Origin of the sequence: Psychrobacter namhaensis (genome assembly GCF_016107545.1) — a bacterium.
In the GTDB taxonomy this organism is placed as follows: domain Bacteria; phylum Pseudomonadota; class Gammaproteobacteria; order Pseudomonadales; family Moraxellaceae; genus Psychrobacter; species Psychrobacter namhaensis.
Map to the genome: position 1 here is coordinate 24,162 of NZ_JABASS010000015.1, position 15,646 is coordinate 39,807.

General features: G+C 44.0%; 15 protein-coding genes. 4 read left to right on the plus strand and 11 right to left on the minus strand.

The features are described from left to right. The first annotated feature begins 106 nt into the window (after positions 1 to 106). Positions 107 to 1,087, plus strand: a complete 981-nt coding sequence (locus tag JFC06_RS10455) for a class 1 fructose-bisphosphatase (RefSeq protein ID WP_198335016.1) — start codon at positions 107 to 109, stop codon at positions 1,085 to 1,087. Positions 1,088 to 1,194: 107 nt separating this feature from the next. After that, a complete protein-coding gene (locus tag JFC06_RS10460) occupies positions 1,195 to 1,989 on the plus strand; it encodes a TrmH family RNA methyltransferase (RefSeq protein ID WP_198335017.1) in 795 nt (264 codons plus the stop codon). Positions 1,990 to 2,074: 85 nt separating this feature from the next. Here the strand turns inward: JFC06_RS10460 and JFC06_RS10465 are convergent, their stop codons facing one another. From JFC06_RS10465 to JFC06_RS10500, 8 genes are all read right to left on the minus strand, one after another. Then, positions 2,075 to 3,007 carry an electron transfer flavoprotein subunit alpha/FixB family protein gene (locus JFC06_RS10465; protein WP_198335018.1) on the minus strand — a complete coding sequence of 311 codons (933 nt, stop codon included), beginning with the start codon at positions 3,005 to 3,007 and terminating at the stop codon, positions 2,075 to 2,077. A gap of 148 nt (positions 3,008 to 3,155) precedes the next feature. After that, the gene (locus tag JFC06_RS10470; protein ID WP_193006005.1) at positions 3,156 to 3,905 is read right to left on the minus strand and encodes an electron transfer flavoprotein subunit beta/FixA family protein; all 750 of its coding nucleotides are present in this window, start codon (positions 3,903 to 3,905) and stop codon (positions 3,156 to 3,158) included. Between the two features lie 432 nt (positions 3,906 to 4,337). Further along, complete coding sequence (locus tag JFC06_RS10475) at positions 4,338 to 4,898, minus strand: DUF421 domain-containing protein (protein ID WP_198335019.1); 561 nt, start codon at positions 4,896 to 4,898, stop codon at positions 4,338 to 4,340. A gap of 253 nt (positions 4,899 to 5,151) precedes the next feature. After that, on the minus strand, positions 5,152 to 5,364 hold the full coding sequence (locus JFC06_RS10480) for a cold-shock protein (protein ID WP_057758834.1): 213 nt from the start codon (positions 5,362 to 5,364) through the stop codon (positions 5,152 to 5,154). Between the two features lie 369 nt (positions 5,365 to 5,733). After that, on the minus strand, positions 5,734 to 6,159 hold the full coding sequence (locus JFC06_RS10485) for a hypothetical protein (RefSeq protein ID WP_193006007.1): 426 nt from the start codon (positions 6,157 to 6,159) through the stop codon (positions 5,734 to 5,736). Between the two features lie 279 nt (positions 6,160 to 6,438). Next, on the minus strand, positions 6,439 to 7,455 hold the full coding sequence (gene ilvC / locus JFC06_RS10490; RefSeq protein WP_193006008.1) for a ketol-acid reductoisomerase: 1,017 nt from the start codon (positions 7,453 to 7,455) through the stop codon (positions 6,439 to 6,441). A gap of 167 nt (positions 7,456 to 7,622) precedes the next feature. Then, a complete protein-coding gene (gene ilvN, locus JFC06_RS10495) occupies positions 7,623 to 8,120 on the minus strand; it encodes an acetolactate synthase small subunit (RefSeq protein WP_193006009.1) in 498 nt (165 codons plus the stop codon). Then, the gene (locus JFC06_RS10500) at positions 8,120 to 9,832 is read right to left on the minus strand and encodes an acetolactate synthase 3 large subunit (protein WP_193006078.1); all 1,713 of its coding nucleotides are present in this window, start codon (positions 9,830 to 9,832) and stop codon (positions 8,120 to 8,122) included. The genes ilvN and JFC06_RS10500 overlap by 1 nt, the downstream gene beginning before the upstream one ends. 880 nt (positions 9,833 to 10,712) lie before the next feature. On the opposite strand from JFC06_RS10500, the gene JFC06_RS10505 reads away from it, so the two are divergent. Continuing rightward, positions 10,713 to 11,207, plus strand: a complete 495-nt coding sequence (locus JFC06_RS10505) for a DUF4124 domain-containing protein (RefSeq protein WP_198335020.1) — start codon at positions 10,713 to 10,715, stop codon at positions 11,205 to 11,207. A gap of 3 nt (positions 11,208 to 11,210) precedes the next feature. Here the strand turns inward: JFC06_RS10505 and JFC06_RS10510 are convergent, their stop codons facing one another. Then, positions 11,211 to 13,022 carry an NAD(P)H-hydrate dehydratase gene (locus JFC06_RS10510; protein ID WP_198335021.1) on the minus strand — a complete coding sequence of 604 codons (1,812 nt, stop codon included), beginning with the start codon at positions 13,020 to 13,022 and terminating at the stop codon, positions 11,211 to 11,213. A gap of 194 nt (positions 13,023 to 13,216) precedes the next feature. Here JFC06_RS10510 and queG point away from each other — a divergent pair, with 194 nt between their 5' ends. After that, the gene (gene queG / locus JFC06_RS10515; protein ID WP_198335022.1) at positions 13,217 to 14,401 is read left to right on the plus strand and encodes a tRNA epoxyqueuosine(34) reductase QueG; all 1,185 of its coding nucleotides are present in this window, start codon (positions 13,217 to 13,219) and stop codon (positions 14,399 to 14,401) included. 82 nt (positions 14,402 to 14,483) lie between these two features. Here the strand turns inward: queG and lysM are convergent, their stop codons facing one another. Together lysM and acpP are read right to left on the minus strand one after the other, a co-directional pair. Beyond that, the gene (gene lysM / locus JFC06_RS10520; protein ID WP_193006015.1) at positions 14,484 to 14,993 is read right to left on the minus strand and encodes a peptidoglycan-binding protein LysM; all 510 of its coding nucleotides are present in this window, start codon (positions 14,991 to 14,993) and stop codon (positions 14,484 to 14,486) included. 291 nt (positions 14,994 to 15,284) lie between these two features. Then, positions 15,285 to 15,521, minus strand: coding sequence for an acyl carrier protein (gene acpP, locus JFC06_RS10525; RefSeq protein ID WP_057758815.1), 237 nt, complete (start codon positions 15,519 to 15,521; stop codon positions 15,285 to 15,287). Positions 15,522 to 15,646: the final 125 nt, after the last annotated feature.

The following is a 15,646-nucleotide window of genomic DNA, read 5'->3' on the forward strand; positions in this document are numbered from 1 at the left end:
ATAGGCAATTTATTCCATTGCTCATTTAAGGGGTGCTTAGGGCGACTACGCCTATTCTCCAATTTTCATCTGTCTTTTACTGTCCAGACCATTTATAGGAAGCGTTATGACGACCTTAGCAAACTATCTCAACGAACAGGCGGTCAGCCCTGCCCTTAACGACGTAATTACTACCGTCACTGACGTTGGTAAGACCATCTCACAGTTACTAAGAAAAGGGGCGTTAGCCGATATTTTAGGCGAAGCTGGCAATCAAAACGTCCAAGGTGAAGATCAAAAAAAGCTGGACGTACTGGCCAATGACTTATTGTTAGATGCCTTAGCAAAAAACGCACATTGTGCCGGTGTGGCGTCAGAAGAGCTAGATGATGCCACCCCCGCTCATGCTGATGGCAGTCTATTGGTATTGTTTGACCCACTGGATGGTTCATCAAATATCGACATCAATATGGCAGTGGGTACTATCTTCTCTGTTCTACCGTACCAACGTCAAGGGCAGACCAGTGAGAATAGTGACTTCTTGCAAGCGGGTCGTCAGCAGCTAGCAGCTGGTTACTTATTATATGGCACCTCTACCGTACTGGCACTGACCATCACAGACAACGTGGTCATGTTCAGCTTAGACCCAGATACGAATGATTATGTGCTCATAGAAGACAACGTCCAAATCGATGCCGATACGAGTGAGTATGCCATCAACGCCTCAAATTATCGCTATTGGCGCGCACCCATGCAACAGTATATCGACGAGCTCATCGCGGGCGAAACAGGCGTGCGTGGTCGCGACTTCAATACGCGCTGGGTTGCTGCCATGGTTGGAGATGTTCATCGTATCTTATGTCGCGGCGGCCTCTTTACGTATCCGTTTGATACTAAGTACGCTCATAAAGCGGGTAAGTTACGTTTGATGTATGAAGCCAATCCGATGAGCCTACTGATTGAGCGCGCGGGCGGCGGTGCCACTGATGCCATCAATCGTATCTTAGATATCGAACCAACTGACATTCATCAACGCGTTCCTGTGGTGCTCGGTAGCAAAAACGAAGTCAACTACATTAAAGATTTGCATGTAAACTATTCTGAATAAACAGCTGATTTGAACGCCCATTCAGAAAACCGGCATCATGCTACATAAATAATAAGCATGATGCTGGTTCACTAACCCACCTACTACTCTTCTCTAAGCGATCCACTATGGTATTAAATCCCACCGAGCTGATTACCTCAGATAAGAACACGACCGTTAAGCTCGTAAAGGCGCTGTTGGCCCAAGCACGCCAGCGTAAAAAGCATGGGCAGACAGTCATAGAAGGCGTACACCTGATAGATGCGGCGCTGCGTAGTGACTATCCATTTGTGCAAATACTATTGTCTGAATCGGCGCGTCGCCACCCTGAGGTTCAGCAAATTTTGACTCGTCTGCCGACCTATACGCCTATTCTCACGCTCTCAGACACCCTTTATGAGAGTATTCGCAGCTTAGGAACAGGCATCGATGTCATGGCAGTTATCAACGTACCAACGCCTAGCTTGCCAATGATCGATGAAGACTGCCTGATCTTAAATGATGTGCAAGATAGCGGTAATGTCGGCACCTTACTACGCACAGCAGCAGCTGTTGGTATCCGCAATATTTTATGTACCAGTGCGACTGCTCAAGCTTGGTCTCCTAAGACGCTAAGAGCCGGTATGGGCGCGCAGTTTGCGCTAACTATTTTTGAGGGCTTGAGTACGCAAGACATTCTAGATCATGTGCAAGTCCCCCTCTTAGCGACCAGTTCACACACTGATACCTTGATTTATGATCACAATCTATCTACCCCTGTGGCGTGGATTATGGGTCATGAAGGACAAGGCGTCTGTGACGACTTGATGCAGTGTGCCACACCCATCGCTTTACCGCAGCCTAACGGACAAGAGAGTCTAAACGTAGCAATTGCAGGGTCTTTATGCCTGTATGAAACCTTACGACAAAGACAGTACTCTTAGCTTATATCAAAATCATATGACATAAAAAAACCCACTATCAATGAGCTGATAATGGGTTTTTTATACCTCTATCACGACTGAGATATTAAACCTTGCTGGTTAGCTCAGGTAGTGCGTCGAATAAATCTGCTTCTAGAAAGTAATCAGCAACGCTAGCGATAGGGGCTTCTGGGTCGTTGTTGATAGCAACAATGACTTTAGAGTCTTTCATACCCGCTAGATGCTGAATTGCACCTGAGATACCAGCCGCGATATACAGCTGCGGTGCAACGATTTTACCCGTTTGACCGACCTGCATATCGTTTGGCACATAACCTGCGTCAACAGCGGCACGTGATGCACCAACCGCAGCGCCTAGCTTATCAGCCAATGGCTCGATATATTTGGTGAAGTTTTCACCATTTGCCAAGGCACGACCACCAGAAACGACAATGCCTGCTGATGTCAATTCTGGACGGTCAGATTTGGCCATCTCTTCATTAACAAAGCTTGCTTTACCCGTTTCTTGTACGTTGTCGATTGTTTCAACAGTGGCTGAGCCACCTTCGCTTGCGACTGGATCAAACGCCGTGGTACGTACGGTCAATACGACTTTATCTTCTGACGTTTTTACGGTTGCTGTCGCGTTACCTGCATAGATAGGACGCTCAAATGTTTGGGCATCGACCACACCAGAGATTTCTGACAACATGCTGACGTCAAGCAAAGCTGCAACACGTGGCATAAAGTTCTTACCAGTGGTCGTTGCAGCCGCAATGATGTGGCTGTAATCGCTAGCAACATCAGCAACCAACAATGCGACGTTACCGGCCAATTGATGCTCATAAGCGGCGTTGTCTGCCAATAGTACTTTAGTCACGCCTTCCGCTTTTGCGGCTTCATCAGCGACCGCTTGAGCCCCACTACCTGCAACCAACACATGGATATCATTACCCATTTGCTTAGCAGCAGCGATTGTGTTCAAAGTTGCCTTTTTTAGACTGGCATTGTCATGTTCTGCATATACCAAAATAGCCATGGTTTTAATCCTTTATTTATTCGTATTATCTATTCATGCGGTTGTTTGTGTACAAAGTCACTGATACGGATCGTTTGGATCTACACCCAACCCAGCGTCATAACTTTGCACATGATATGCCGTGGCGAAGTATCCAATCATTGCAACATTAAATGACTTTTGCTTCGTTTTTTAGCTTATCGACCAACTCATCAACTGACCCTACTGTAATACCAGCTTTGCGTTCAGCAGGTGGCACGACTTTAATAATCTCTTGCTTAGACGCCATCTCAACACCAAAATCAGCTGGCGTTTTTTCATCAAGTGGCTTTTTCTTCGCTTTCATGATGTTAGGCAGTTTAGCGTAACGTGGCTCATTCAAACGTAGGTCAGTCGTGATGACCGCTGGCAAGTCAAGAGCAACAGTTTGTAGGCCGCCGTCGATTTCACGCGTCACGTTTACTTTATCGCCTTCAACCTTCACTTCTGAGGCAAATGTACCCTGACCGATACCCATCAACGCCGCTAGCATCTGACCCGTTTGGTTATTGTCATCGTCAATCGCTTGTTTACCGAGCAAAATGATGTCAGTGCTTTCAGTTTCAGCGATATTTTTTAGAATCTTAGCAACTTGTAGGGGATATGGTTTTTCGTCACTCACTACTAGTATGCCACGGTCAGCACCCAATGCTAGGGCTGCACGGATCTGCTCTTGTGATTCTTTTGGACCGATAGACGCAACAATGATCTCATCAATCACACCAGCTTCTTTTAGACGCACCGCTTCTTCTACTGCGATTTCATCAAAAGGGTTGATTGACATTTTAGTGTTTGATAAGTCAACGCCAGAGTTATCGGCTTTTACACGAACTTTTACGTTATAATCAATGACACGCTTGACCGCTACTAATGCTTTCATACGTTCCTCGTTTATTAATGTTATGAATTAAAAATTGTCAGTTAAGAACCAAAGGTTCATGGTTTTGCAAACTGTCGTTCAAAGTACTACTCAAGGTTATTACTGCAACAGCAGAAAATCATTAATTGAGCAAGATACACCAATAGTAAAAATCGTATTGGCCTCATATACCCTTTTAATAAAATCCACTAAAGCTAAGCCAACCGTTATTATCAGACCTATGTATCTTGCGTGAGCACGGGCCTAAGGTCAAGACAACGCCGTGAATAATGCGTCATAAATTTGTCACCACTCTACAATATATAGTCTATAAGCACACAATTTCACCGTTTTTTGCTAGAGCTTTGTCTTTTATAGCATTACCCCTGCTCTATTCGCTTAATAATTGGTTGTTCTTTATCGGCTCTACAATATAGGCACACTAGGACAGTACTACGATGCGCTTTTTTTAGGCTTAATCAGCAACTCACTGTCCCGTATATCATTAAATAACGTCCAATCAGGCGTGACGTCATTGTTTTTAATCACGCTCATGTCCCCTGTCGTCTCCATGATAACGGCAAACACTTCTGTTTTAGACTTAAGACCATTTTTACGCAATACTTCTTGGACGTCACTGGTGCTGAGATTGGCTTCTTTTAAATTATCCTCAAAATACTCACCGTGGGCCATTAATATGATGGCCTGATTGTCTATTAAAGATTTCAGCGGTTTTATTTTACGTCTGAGGACCGAGATAACACCTTGAATCAAGAATAACACAGCAACAGCAAATAAACCTTGTAGCAGCGACGGTGTATCAGAGAGTACGGTTGAAGCAAGTATGCTACCAATGGCAACTGTCATTGCAAAATCGTGGCTTGAAAGCTTAGAAAAACTCCGTAGTCCCATCACCCGCGTGCACAGCATTAGTCCTATGTAAAACCCTAGTGCAGATAAAGAGATGCCCAGCACTTGCTGCCAATCAATCGAAAACCAAGTCTCCCATTTCATAGAATATCCTTTTTTATTATGTTTTTATTGAGCCGACACTCACTGTTACCTGATGACACTCGTGGCCATAATCAATACTGGAGTAATGCTTCAAGAAAAATTTATATAAAAAAAGCAACCTGATGAGAGGTTGCTCTTTTTTAAAGTCGAAACAGTATTTTTATTGTTTTAACAAACAAAGTAATCAATGCATCTTCGCAATCTTACTGTGATCAAACACCCTGAAAGTCAGTGTGCTCAATCTCAAGTGAGATTAGATAGCTTCGATTTGCTCAGCTTGTGGGCCTTTTTTGCCATCACCTAAGATGAAAGACACTTTTTGGCCTTCGGCTAGCGTTTTGAAACCGTTACCTTGGATAGCGCTGTAGTGAGCGAATACGTCTTGTCCGCCGTTGTCTTGAGCGATAAAACCAAAACCTTTAGCTTCATTAAACCACTTTACAGTGCCTTCAACTTTATCTGACATAAATTTTCCTGACTCTTTAACTGTTGGCGAGACTTGTGTCATCACCGATTAATTGATATATACCCGAGTATTTTTTGCTAAAAGCGGCGGTTGCTAATTCTAAATAATCTTAAAGAAAACTTAAAATTTTTACCTCAAATACTTTGAGTACAGCCTGATTATAACAGTTTTCTATGCAGGTAACAGGCTAAATTGATGATTTTTGTAAATAATTGCCAACTATCTTGACAAATAAAAACAGAGTAAGCAAAACCATGTATATCATTGATATTAAAATAACTTTTCGGTGAGCCCCATCACTACTCTAAAGCGCTCTCTAAGATCAACCAGACAGGAAGGAGGACGCTAGGTTAAAACCGCAGTCATTTCTTACTGTGAGATCGGCAGCCAGGGTGAGGCTAACACCAACAAACAAAGCGCAAAAAATATCAGTGAAAACGATTGGCTATAAGCGATGTATTTGGTGGGTATCACCAAATCTTTAGGAGAATCCGGTATGCCTTTACGCTTTAACAGCCGCGTCCCATAAACCCAGCCGAAAGTGGTATAGATACCATAGGCCGCAGGTACGGCGATGGCCAATGGTGTCAGATCAATCACATACAACATGACGACAGAAACAAAGAACCATGAGGTGTCTAAGAGAGAGCTGATTTGAAAAAACTTGGACTTGGGCAATTTGCCATCCGTTTTTTTAAGCATCTCTCCTTCTATCCAAATTAAAACGGCTACCACAGCACTAAGAGTAACATACACGAATTGCGGCGTTAGCCAGTCAGGATAAGATATTTGCACAACACACAACCTGTAATCTAGAGAAAATAAGAAAGAAGAAATCTTTTGCTTTATTTAACAGCCCAACATCAAACGAAGATAATAATCACCTAAGCGGGTCGGCCGTTAACGAACACAATGACGCTTGCCTACATTGGGTAGCTGTTATTGATTTTCAACCCACCTAGGCCGATCAGTGTAAAACATCCATCAAATAGCGCTCAATAAAAACCCCGTGCCATCAAGTGATAGCACGGGGGTTTATATTGAGGTACGAATATCTAATCGCTCAATGCTATATTAGTTTTTGTCTTTATCGATAATTTTGTTGCCGCCAATCCAAGGCATCATACCGCGCAATTTAGCACCAGTTACTTCAATTTGATGCTCAGCGTTGTTACGGCGACGCGCGGTCATTGATGGGTAGTTGGTTGCCCCTTCAGAGATGAACATTTTTGCGTATTCACCAGACTGAATGCGTTTTAGCGCATTACGCATGGCTTCGCGTGATTGCTCATTAATGACTTCAGGACCAGTTACATATTCGCCGTATTCAGCGTTGTTACTGATTGAATAGTTCATGTCAGCGATACCGCCTTCATACATCAAGTCAACGATCAGCTTTAGCTCATGTAAGCATTCAAAATAAGCCATTTCTGGGGCATAGCCTGCTTCTGTTAGGGTTTCAAAGCCCATTTTTACCAGTTCTACAGCGCCGCCACAAAGCACTGCTTGCTCACCAAACAAGTCAGTTTCTGTCTCGTCTTTGAACGTGGTTTCAATAATGCCTGAACGACCACCGCCGACACCCGCTGCATAAGAAAGTGCCACTTGCTTGGCTTGACCTGACGCATCTTGATAGATAGCGATAAGATCTGGGATACCGCCGCCTTTGGTGAACTCAGAACGAACGGTATGACCTGGTGCTTTAGGTGCAACCATGATGACATCAAGATCGCCACGTGGAACCACTTGATTGTAATGAATCGCAAAACCGTGAGCAAAAGCCAATGTCGCGCCTTCTTTGATATTTGGCTCAATCACGTCACTGTAAAGCTCTTTTTGAAACTCATCAGGCGTCAAAATCATCACCACGTCAGCAGCTTTTACCGCGTCTTCTACTTCTGCAACTTTTAAACCCGCGTTTTCCGCTTTTTTCCATGAGCTTGAGTTGGCACGTAGGCCAACAGTCACATCGACGTCTGAATCTTGTAGGTTAAGTGCGTGCGCGTGGCCTTGTGAACCGTAACCAATAATCGCAACCTTTTTGCCTTGGATAATCGATAGATCACAGTCTTTATCATAATAAACGTTCATAAGTAGAGTCCTTTTCCTCAATCATGGCAAGCCATGGATAAATAAACGCTTAGGTTACAGTCACTGTATTAAAGTGAGTTGCTATATAAGCGCTATGTTAAGTATCGAATAAATAAGTATTAAATGGGGTGTATGAAACACCGTATTTGAAAAACAGTAAATGCTGGTTATACGCTTAGTGTTTTTTCGCCGCGAGCAATACCAATGACACCCGAGCGTACCACTTCCATTATGCGTTCGCGGCCAATGACATCAATAAAACCGTCCAGCTTGGCTTTGTCACCGACAATTTGAATCGTATAAAGATTAGAGTTTACATCAACGATTTGTGCGCGAAAAATATCTGCACTTCGTTTAATCTCTTCACGGACACCGCCCGTCGCTCGGACTTTTATGAGCATCAATTCGCGCTCAACGTGTACGTTCTCTGTTAGATTTAGCACTTTAACCACTTCAATCAATTTATGCAATTGTTTGGTGATTTGCTCGATTCTTTCAGGCGAAGTAATGGTGGTTACTGTTAGACGCGAGATACTTGGATCATCAGTGGGTGCGACATTTAGCGTTTCGATATTGTAGCCACGCTGTGAGAACAAGCCGACTAGCCGCGACAACGAACCCGCTTCGTTTTCCATCAGTACCGAAATCAGATGTTGTTGTTGCATTAGGTACGCTCCCCTTTTGTTAACCACATATCACGCATCGTCTGCCCAGCGATTTGCATCGGATATACATGCTCATTACGATCGACATAAACGTCGATAAATACCAGTCTGTCTTTGATTGCCATGGCTTCAGCCAACTGTGCTTCCATGGTTGCAGGATCAGTAATTTTGACACCAACATGGCCATAGCTTTCAGCCAATTTTACAAAATCTGGCAAAGAGTTCATGTACGACTGCGCGTGACGGCCTTCATACAGCATGTCTTGCCACTGCTTCACCATCCCTAGCTGGGCGTTATTTAGGTTTAATATTTTGACCGGCAAGTTGTACTGTAGGCAAGTGGATAGCTCTTGGATATTCATCTGAATAGAGCCTTCACCAGTAATACACACCACATCACGCTCAGGGTTGGCAAGCTTCGCTGCCATGGCATATGGCAGACCAACGCCCATCGTCCCAAGACCACCTGAGTTTAGCCACTGACGAGGCTCATCGTACGTATAGTAGAGGGCGGCAAACATCTGATGCTGGCCGACGTCACTCGTGATAATGGCTTTGCCATCAGTAACCTTACATAAGGCTTGTACGACACTTTGCGGTTTAATGCCCTCATCTGTGCTGGTGTCATAGCGCAGGCCATGGCGCTTACGCCACTCATTAATCTGTGACCACCAGTCTAACAGAGCGTGCTGCTCAAGCTCTTTATCATCACCGATAATATCTAACATGTCAGTCAATACTGATTTTACATCGCCCACAATAGGAATATGAGCAAGAATCGTTTTAGAAATCGAAGCCGGATCGATATCGATATGGATAATCGTCGCATTCGGGCAGAATTTTTTGACATTGTTGGTCACGCGATCATCAAAACGCGCGCCCACTGCCAAAATCACGTCGGCATGATGCATACTCATATTGGCTTCATAAGTGCCGTGCATGCCCAGCATACCTAAGAACTGACGATCAGAACCTGGGAAAGTGCCAAGGCCCATCAACGTGTTGGTCACAGGCAAGTTTAAGCGATGAGCAAGATCCGTGAGCTCTTCATGCGCCTTGCTCCAAATCACACCGCCACCCGCATAAACAACCGGACGCTGTGCAGACAATAAGGTCTCAACCGCTTTTTTGATTTGACCCGTGTGACCTTTTAGTGACGGCTGATAAGAGCGTATGAATACCTCTTCTGGATACTCATAAGCAAATTTTTCGCTAGGGGCGGTCATGTCTTTTGGTACATCAATGACGACTGGGCCTGGGCGTCCAGACTGTGCAATATGAAAGGCTTTTTTGACAATACTTGGAATTTCACTAGCATGGCGCACCTGAAAGCTGTGCTTGACGATAGGACGCGATACACCGACCATATCTGTTTCTTGAAAAGCATCTTCACCGATTAAGCTGCTAGGCACCTGACCTGATATCACGACCATCGGCACTGAGTCCATAAAGGCAGTTGCAATAGCAGTTACCGTATTGGTCGCGCCAGGACCTGACGTTGCCAGTACGACACCCGTGCTCCCAGTCACTCGTGAATAGGCATCTGCCATATGACCCGCTGCTTGCTCATGACGCACTAAGATATGCTCAATCGCTTCTTGCTGAAACAGCGCATCATAAATGTGCAATACCGCACCACCTGGATAACCAAAGATATACTTGACACCTTCGTCAGTCAGCGCTTGTACCAACATCTCAGCACCGGACAACATCACAGGCTGCGTGCTACCTTCTGCAAGGCGTTGCTGCTTTTCTTCAAAATTTTTGGCGGCATTACCCGTTTGGGTGTGTCCAGTCATATTTGGACTTTGCGTGGTTTGCGTCACTGTCGTCACCTTTTTTCAAGAATGTGTGCCCGCTATATTTCTCAGTCATACTGCTTGATAAGACAGCATACTGCTCAAACATAGCAATATATTTAGGGTCAGCTTTGCGACAGGCGTTTACTATATACAGTGACAAGATGCGAGTGCATCTATAAAAGAAGCTTATTATTGAGGATTGACAACAGCCAGCATTTATAACAGATTGATGTATACAAAGACATTCATATAGACAAATAAAGTAATTTTCATAGCCAATACTGCGTTGTAAGATCACTAGATTTTACAATAAGGTCATTAAAAATAATTTCATATCTAAATTTTTGGCCTGTTTAACACAATCGCTAGTATAAGATTTAGCGCGTTTCAAATAATAAGTTTATCTTAGTCATTGTAGACAGATAAGTCCGGAGACAATGTATAAACGTATCAGTAGCAATCGTGATGATTATTACCTTTTTTATAGCATTGTCACAAAGAAAACAAAACTGCATAAGCCACTGATAAGCAACCCGTAGTCCATGTTTTCAAGTGCCACGGCAATATCATAAAAGCCGCTCACTGACCAATCAACTGTTATTATATTCGATGGTTTGTGAGCTATTGTCAAGAAAAACTTCTAACACCTATACCAAACTATTGGTTATCAAATTTTTTAAATTCATAAGTATTATTTGTTAAAATCAAACCCTCGTAAATTTTAGTGCCATTAAAACACGCAAATGTTATATTGACCTGTCTGCTTCTACCAATTGAGAGGATTGCTTCTATGGCATATGCCATTCAGATAAACACCGCCGCTAAAATGCTTATCAGTACGGCGTGTATGCTAGTGCTATCCATGAATGCCAGTCAGGCCGTTCAAGTGTATAAGTCTATCGGTGCGCATGGTGAAGTTAAATACAGCCAACATGCGCCGCAAAATGGCAAAAATGTTGAGTTACTCGAATTTCGGAGTGACGGTAGACAAAGCAATGCAGGAGAGATGGCAGGCAAAACAGATGCCAATCAGGGCAGCACACAAAGTGCAGAAGAACAGCGAGTTGCCCAGCTAGAGGCGCGTATTAAAGAGCAAGAAGCTCAAGCTAATGCCCAGCGCTGCCAGTCACTACGCAATAACTTGACCAACTTAAATGTCGGCGGACGTATCTATGAGATGGATGCCAATGGCAATCGTCAGTATTTGGACGGCCGTGAAATTGAGCTAAAACGTGAGCGCGTCCAACAGGCGATCGATCAGTATTGTGGCAACGCTACTATCTAAATGTTAGGCATGGACGCCAAGCTGCATAACATGACGAATGGCTGCAGGCATGTCTTGCGCTTGTAGCCCTCGTTGACCAATCAGTAGCGTGTCCTTGTCGCCACTCTTTGTCTGGTTAGCCAGTATATCCCCTGCTATCCCATGTATCATGGCCGCTTGGTGCAGGCTGCGCGCTTCTGTTTCTAAGTCTTGTTGTGCTAACAACCCAGCAATGACGCCAGACAGCACATCGCCCATACCAGCCGTTGCCATACCAGCATTCCCGGCCCCGCAAACATAAACCTGCTCTCGCGCTGAGCCCTGCTCTAACACCAAAGAACCGGCGCCTTTTAGTACCCAGTCACCGCCATAAGTCTCCGCACACTGCTTTATAGCGGCCAATCTATCACTTTCTACCTCATGCACTTTTTTATCCAGTAATCTAGCAGCTTCCCCACTGTGCGGTGTCAAACAAATCTGATGACCAACACTATATTGTCTTAATTGAGTTATAAGTTCATGATTGTCCGTCTGTAGCGTCGCCAAATGATACAGACCATCCGCATCGATAACGATGGATTTCTCCTCCACTATGGCCGCTTGTACATAATTTATAAACAGGGCTTCTGCTTTTTTATCACGGCCCAGACCCATGCCAATGGCAATCACACTGGCGTCTTTAATCAAACCCTTTACCCCGTCGCTATCATGTAGATTGATCGTCATCGCATCGGGCAATGAGGTTAGTAGCGCCCCATGAAAAGCCTCATGGCAGGCCACTGTGATTTTCCCCGCCCCTGTTGCCATGGTGCTGGACGAAGACAGTATCGCAGCCCCGCCCATGCCTTGTGAGCCATCAACACGATTACCCCCGATAATCAGTACGTGTCCATAACTGCCCTTATAGCTATTTTGGCGGCGTGCAGTGAATCCCCGTGCAGCTGTCAGCAGTGTGGCAATGGGTGTCAACACTTGATTGGCCTGTCGACTGTTTTTTTTGTCAGCTCCTGTCTGCTGAAGGGCTGTTTGATAAGGTATCAGCGGTATATCGCGCACTTCCCCGCTATAGTCGGCCCCATCTTTGGTGTGCAGACCAAATTTTCGTGCAATCAGACACAACGTCACATCCGCTTGGATAGCTATGCGCTCGAACACCTCTCCAGTAGAAGCAACCAATCCACTTGGAACATCGACTGCGATTGCTAACGCATTGTTTTGTTGGACGGTACGATTAAAAGTGTGGATGGCCTGCTGATAGATACCTTCAGGTGCACGATCAAGTCCAATACCAAATAATGCGTCGATACAGACATCCGCTGGCAAAACGCTTTCACTTAAACCATTCTGATTGTCGCCACTGTCTTCAAAGCGTTGGTATTCACAGTTAGCAGATATAGCGATGTATCGCGCTTTTGCCGCGTCGTTAGTTGTGGAACTAGTGGTATTAGACATCTCCGCTGTGTTATTTATATCAAGCGCTTGCTTTTCAAAACCGACCGTTATTACTTTTACTTGCCAGCCAGCTTGACGCAAATAGTGAGCAATCAGCCAACCATCACCCCCGTTATTGCCCTTTCCTACCCAAACACTGGCTCGAGGCACTCGGCTGTTACTGGTGTAAAATTTGCTGTTGACAGATGAGGGGGTTTTTAACTGTTTTTGTTCATAAATTTGCTCTATCTGTTGCGCCATTTGCCAAGCCGCTTGTTTCATCAACCCAAAGCTGTCATGCCCTTCTGCAAACCATGCTTGCTCCATAGCATAGATCTGCTCACTACTATAGAGTGCTAACGGTTTTTTGGTTGTTGTGCATAATACATTGGCGTGAGTTTGCATGGCTGACCCTCGTTTATTTTTATTGGTTTATTTTATATTACGGTAAAACTGACTGAATTTTTACTTTTATTAGCTTAGCAAAGCTTACTTTGTCTTGTGTATCAATATGAAGCCATGTTTATTTGCTTTTATGCTTGCGCTCTGCGCTCACTGGCTTATCATAACGGTATTCACATCATTCCTTACTGCCATACATGAATAATTCCACCAAACCGAACATAGTACACTCTGCAAACCAAATTGCCGTTAATAACAAGACAGTATTTGCAACGCCAGCAGACGTTAAGCTATGGATTAAAGCGCAAGCACAAGCGTTAGGATTTGCTGACTGTGGTTTCTTATCTGTCCATCATCCTTTGTTTGCTCAGCAGATTGTGCAATTGCAGCAATGGTTAGATAAAGGCTATGAAGGTCAATTGCAGTTCATGCACCACAACCATCATCTGCGCGCCAATCCTGCCCAGCTGGTAGAGGGCGCCAAGACTATCATCAGCGTGCGTATGGACTATCTCACCCAAGCGCCGACACCACGTACTGTTACTGACAATGATCATCCCAATCAAGGTATCATTGCGCGTTATGCCAGAGGGCGCGATTATCATAAAACAATGCGCAGTCGTCTAAAAAAATTGGCATTAACGATTGAAGCCATGCTGTCTGACTGGCAACACCTTAACATTGGCTCAGAACAAGACTTTATTTTCAGACCCTTTAGCGACTCTGCCCCCATTTTTGAGCGCCCTATTGCTGATGCTGCCGGTCTGGGCTGGACAGGAAAGCACACCCTACTACTCAACAAGCAAGCGGGGTCATTTTTCGTCCTAGGTGAACTATTTATCAGCCTCGAGTTGCCTGATGACACACCTGTCAAAGCGCACTGTGGCAGTTGTAGCGCATGTATCGATATCTGCCCTACTCAGGCGATTGTTGCCCCTTATGAGCTCAATGCCGCAGCCTGCATCTCTTATCTTACGATTGAACACGATGGCGTTATCGATACTAAATATCGACGCGCGATTGGCAATCGTGTCTTTGGCTGTGACGACTGCCAGCTTATCTGCCCATGGAACCGTTACGCCAACCTTACTGCCATCGATGACTTCGCCCCACGGCATAGTCTTGATAACAGCAGCTTACTTGAGCTGTGGCAATGGCAAGAAGCCGACTTTATGAAAAAGACCGAAGGCAGCCCCCTTCGACGCACAGGTTATGTGAATTTTTTACGCAATATTGCCATTGGACTAGGGAACGCTAACGCCAGTTTGGAGATCGCCAATCAGTTAGCGTCTAAACTAGGAATACACAATGACATGCTTGATGAACATATCAGGTGGGCATTAGCTGAACAATACAACAAACTCAAGAACGTCAAACTATAATTTTGTGTTTAGATAAACCAAAAAATGCCTCTTATTAAGAGGCATTTTTTATTCACGCATACTTTAGAATGTAAAAGCAATATTATGGTTTAGGAATGCGTAATACTTGACCTGGATAAATCTTATCGGGATCAGACAGCATGGGCTGATTGGCTTCAAATATTTTCATATAATCACCAGATTCACCATAAACGTCTTTGGCAATCTTAGACAAACTGTCGCCCGATTTTACAGTGTACATCGTTGATTCAGGCGCATCTTCTTCAATATCGATGTTATCAATGACTTTTGCGACATTTTGTACATTACCAATAGCGATAATGGCTTTTTCGCGATCAGCCTGAGTCTTAGCATTGCCACTGATTTCTGCGGTATCGGTAGAACCGTTATATTTAATTTTTAAGTTACTAATATTGAGGTTTTGCTGCTGGATACGGCGCAGTAAAAGATTGGCAACTGACTGGGCAGAAGGCTCGCTGCTTTGTACTGGTGTATTGGCATCTGCTTTGGTTTCTGATTTAGCATCATGCTTATCGTCATCCCGATTAAAAATTTTGTCTCCAATGTCTTTGGCAAAACTGAACATACCCATAGAGTGACTCCTTAAAATATCATTATTTTATTATTCATCATTATTTTTTAGTGGCAAACACATCTACGGTTTACCACTTATTGCGGCTTACCACTATGAGTATAAACAACAGGCATGGCGGTAGATAGTAAGAGTATGTTGTGTAATGTTGACTTGGCGTAGCTTATGTTAACGTTCAAGCTAACCCCATTCATAAACCCTATTCTGACAAACAATGAGCATAAAAAAACCGCCTATCTACTAAGATAAGCGGTCATATAATAACATAAAATCGGATAAGCCAATCGCTAATTATAGCTGCGCTTGTACGTAGTCAATTGCTTTTTGAACAGTCGTTAATTCTGCTGAATCTTCATCAGGAATAGTAATGCCAAAATCGCTTTCGAATGACATAACCAATTCTACTAGGTCTAGTGAATCTGCACCTAAGTCTTCCATGAATGAAGCATCGTTGTTGATATCTTCAACGTTCATACCCAATTGCTCAGCTACTGCCGCTTTAACTCTTAGCTCGATATCGTTACTCATGTAGATTTCTCCTTTTTGATCTATTATTTTGACAAACTTCCATGGCCCTATTAACAGAGCCTATGGCATTGTTTATAAAATGGTATTTTCAGACTAGCGTCGCTGTCTAAGTGCTTTATAACGGG

Bases quoted from the DNA above. Each gene is read 5' to 3' on its own strand.
- JFC06_RS10500 (WP_193006078.1), bottom strand. From the start codon at position 9,832: ATGTTGTCCGGTGCTGAGATGTTGGTACAAGCGCTGACTGACGAAGGT.
- ilvN (WP_193006009.1), bottom strand. From the start codon at position 8,120: ATGCAACAACAACATCTGATTTCGGTACTGATGGAAAACGAAGCGGGT.
- JFC06_RS10455 (WP_198335016.1), top strand. From the start codon at position 107: ATGACGACCTTAGCAAACTATCTCAACGAACAGGCGGTCAGCCCTGCC.
- JFC06_RS10470 (WP_193006005.1), bottom strand. From the start codon at position 3,905: ATGAAAGCATTAGTAGCGGTCAAGCGTGTCATTGATTATAACGTAAAA.
- acpP (WP_057758815.1), bottom strand. From the start codon at position 15,521: ATGAGTAACGATATCGAGCTAAGAGTTAAAGCGGCAGTAGCTGAGCAA.
- queG (WP_198335022.1), top strand. From the start codon at position 13,217: ATGAATAATTCCACCAAACCGAACATAGTACACTCTGCAAACCAAATT.
- lysM (WP_193006015.1), bottom strand. From the start codon at position 14,993: ATGGGTATGTTCAGTTTTGCCAAAGACATTGGAGACAAAATTTTTAAT.
- JFC06_RS10475 (WP_198335019.1), bottom strand. From the start codon at position 4,898: ATGAAATGGGAGACTTGGTTTTCGATTGATTGGCAGCAAGTGCTGGGC.
- JFC06_RS10460 (WP_198335017.1), top strand. From the start codon at position 1,195: ATGGTATTAAATCCCACCGAGCTGATTACCTCAGATAAGAACACGACC.
- JFC06_RS10505 (WP_198335020.1), top strand. From the start codon at position 10,713: ATGGCATATGCCATTCAGATAAACACCGCCGCTAAAATGCTTATCAGT.
- JFC06_RS10465 (WP_198335018.1), bottom strand. From the start codon at position 3,007: ATGGCTATTTTGGTATATGCAGAACATGACAATGCCAGTCTAAAAAAG.
- JFC06_RS10510 (WP_198335021.1), bottom strand. From the start codon at position 13,022: ATGCAAACTCACGCCAATGTATTATGCACAACAACCAAAAAACCGTTA.
- ilvC (WP_193006008.1), bottom strand. From the start codon at position 7,455: ATGAACGTTTATTATGATAAAGACTGTGATCTATCGATTATCCAAGGC.
- JFC06_RS10480 (WP_057758834.1), bottom strand. From the start codon at position 5,364: ATGTCAGATAAAGTTGAAGGCACTGTAAAGTGGTTTAATGAAGCTAAA.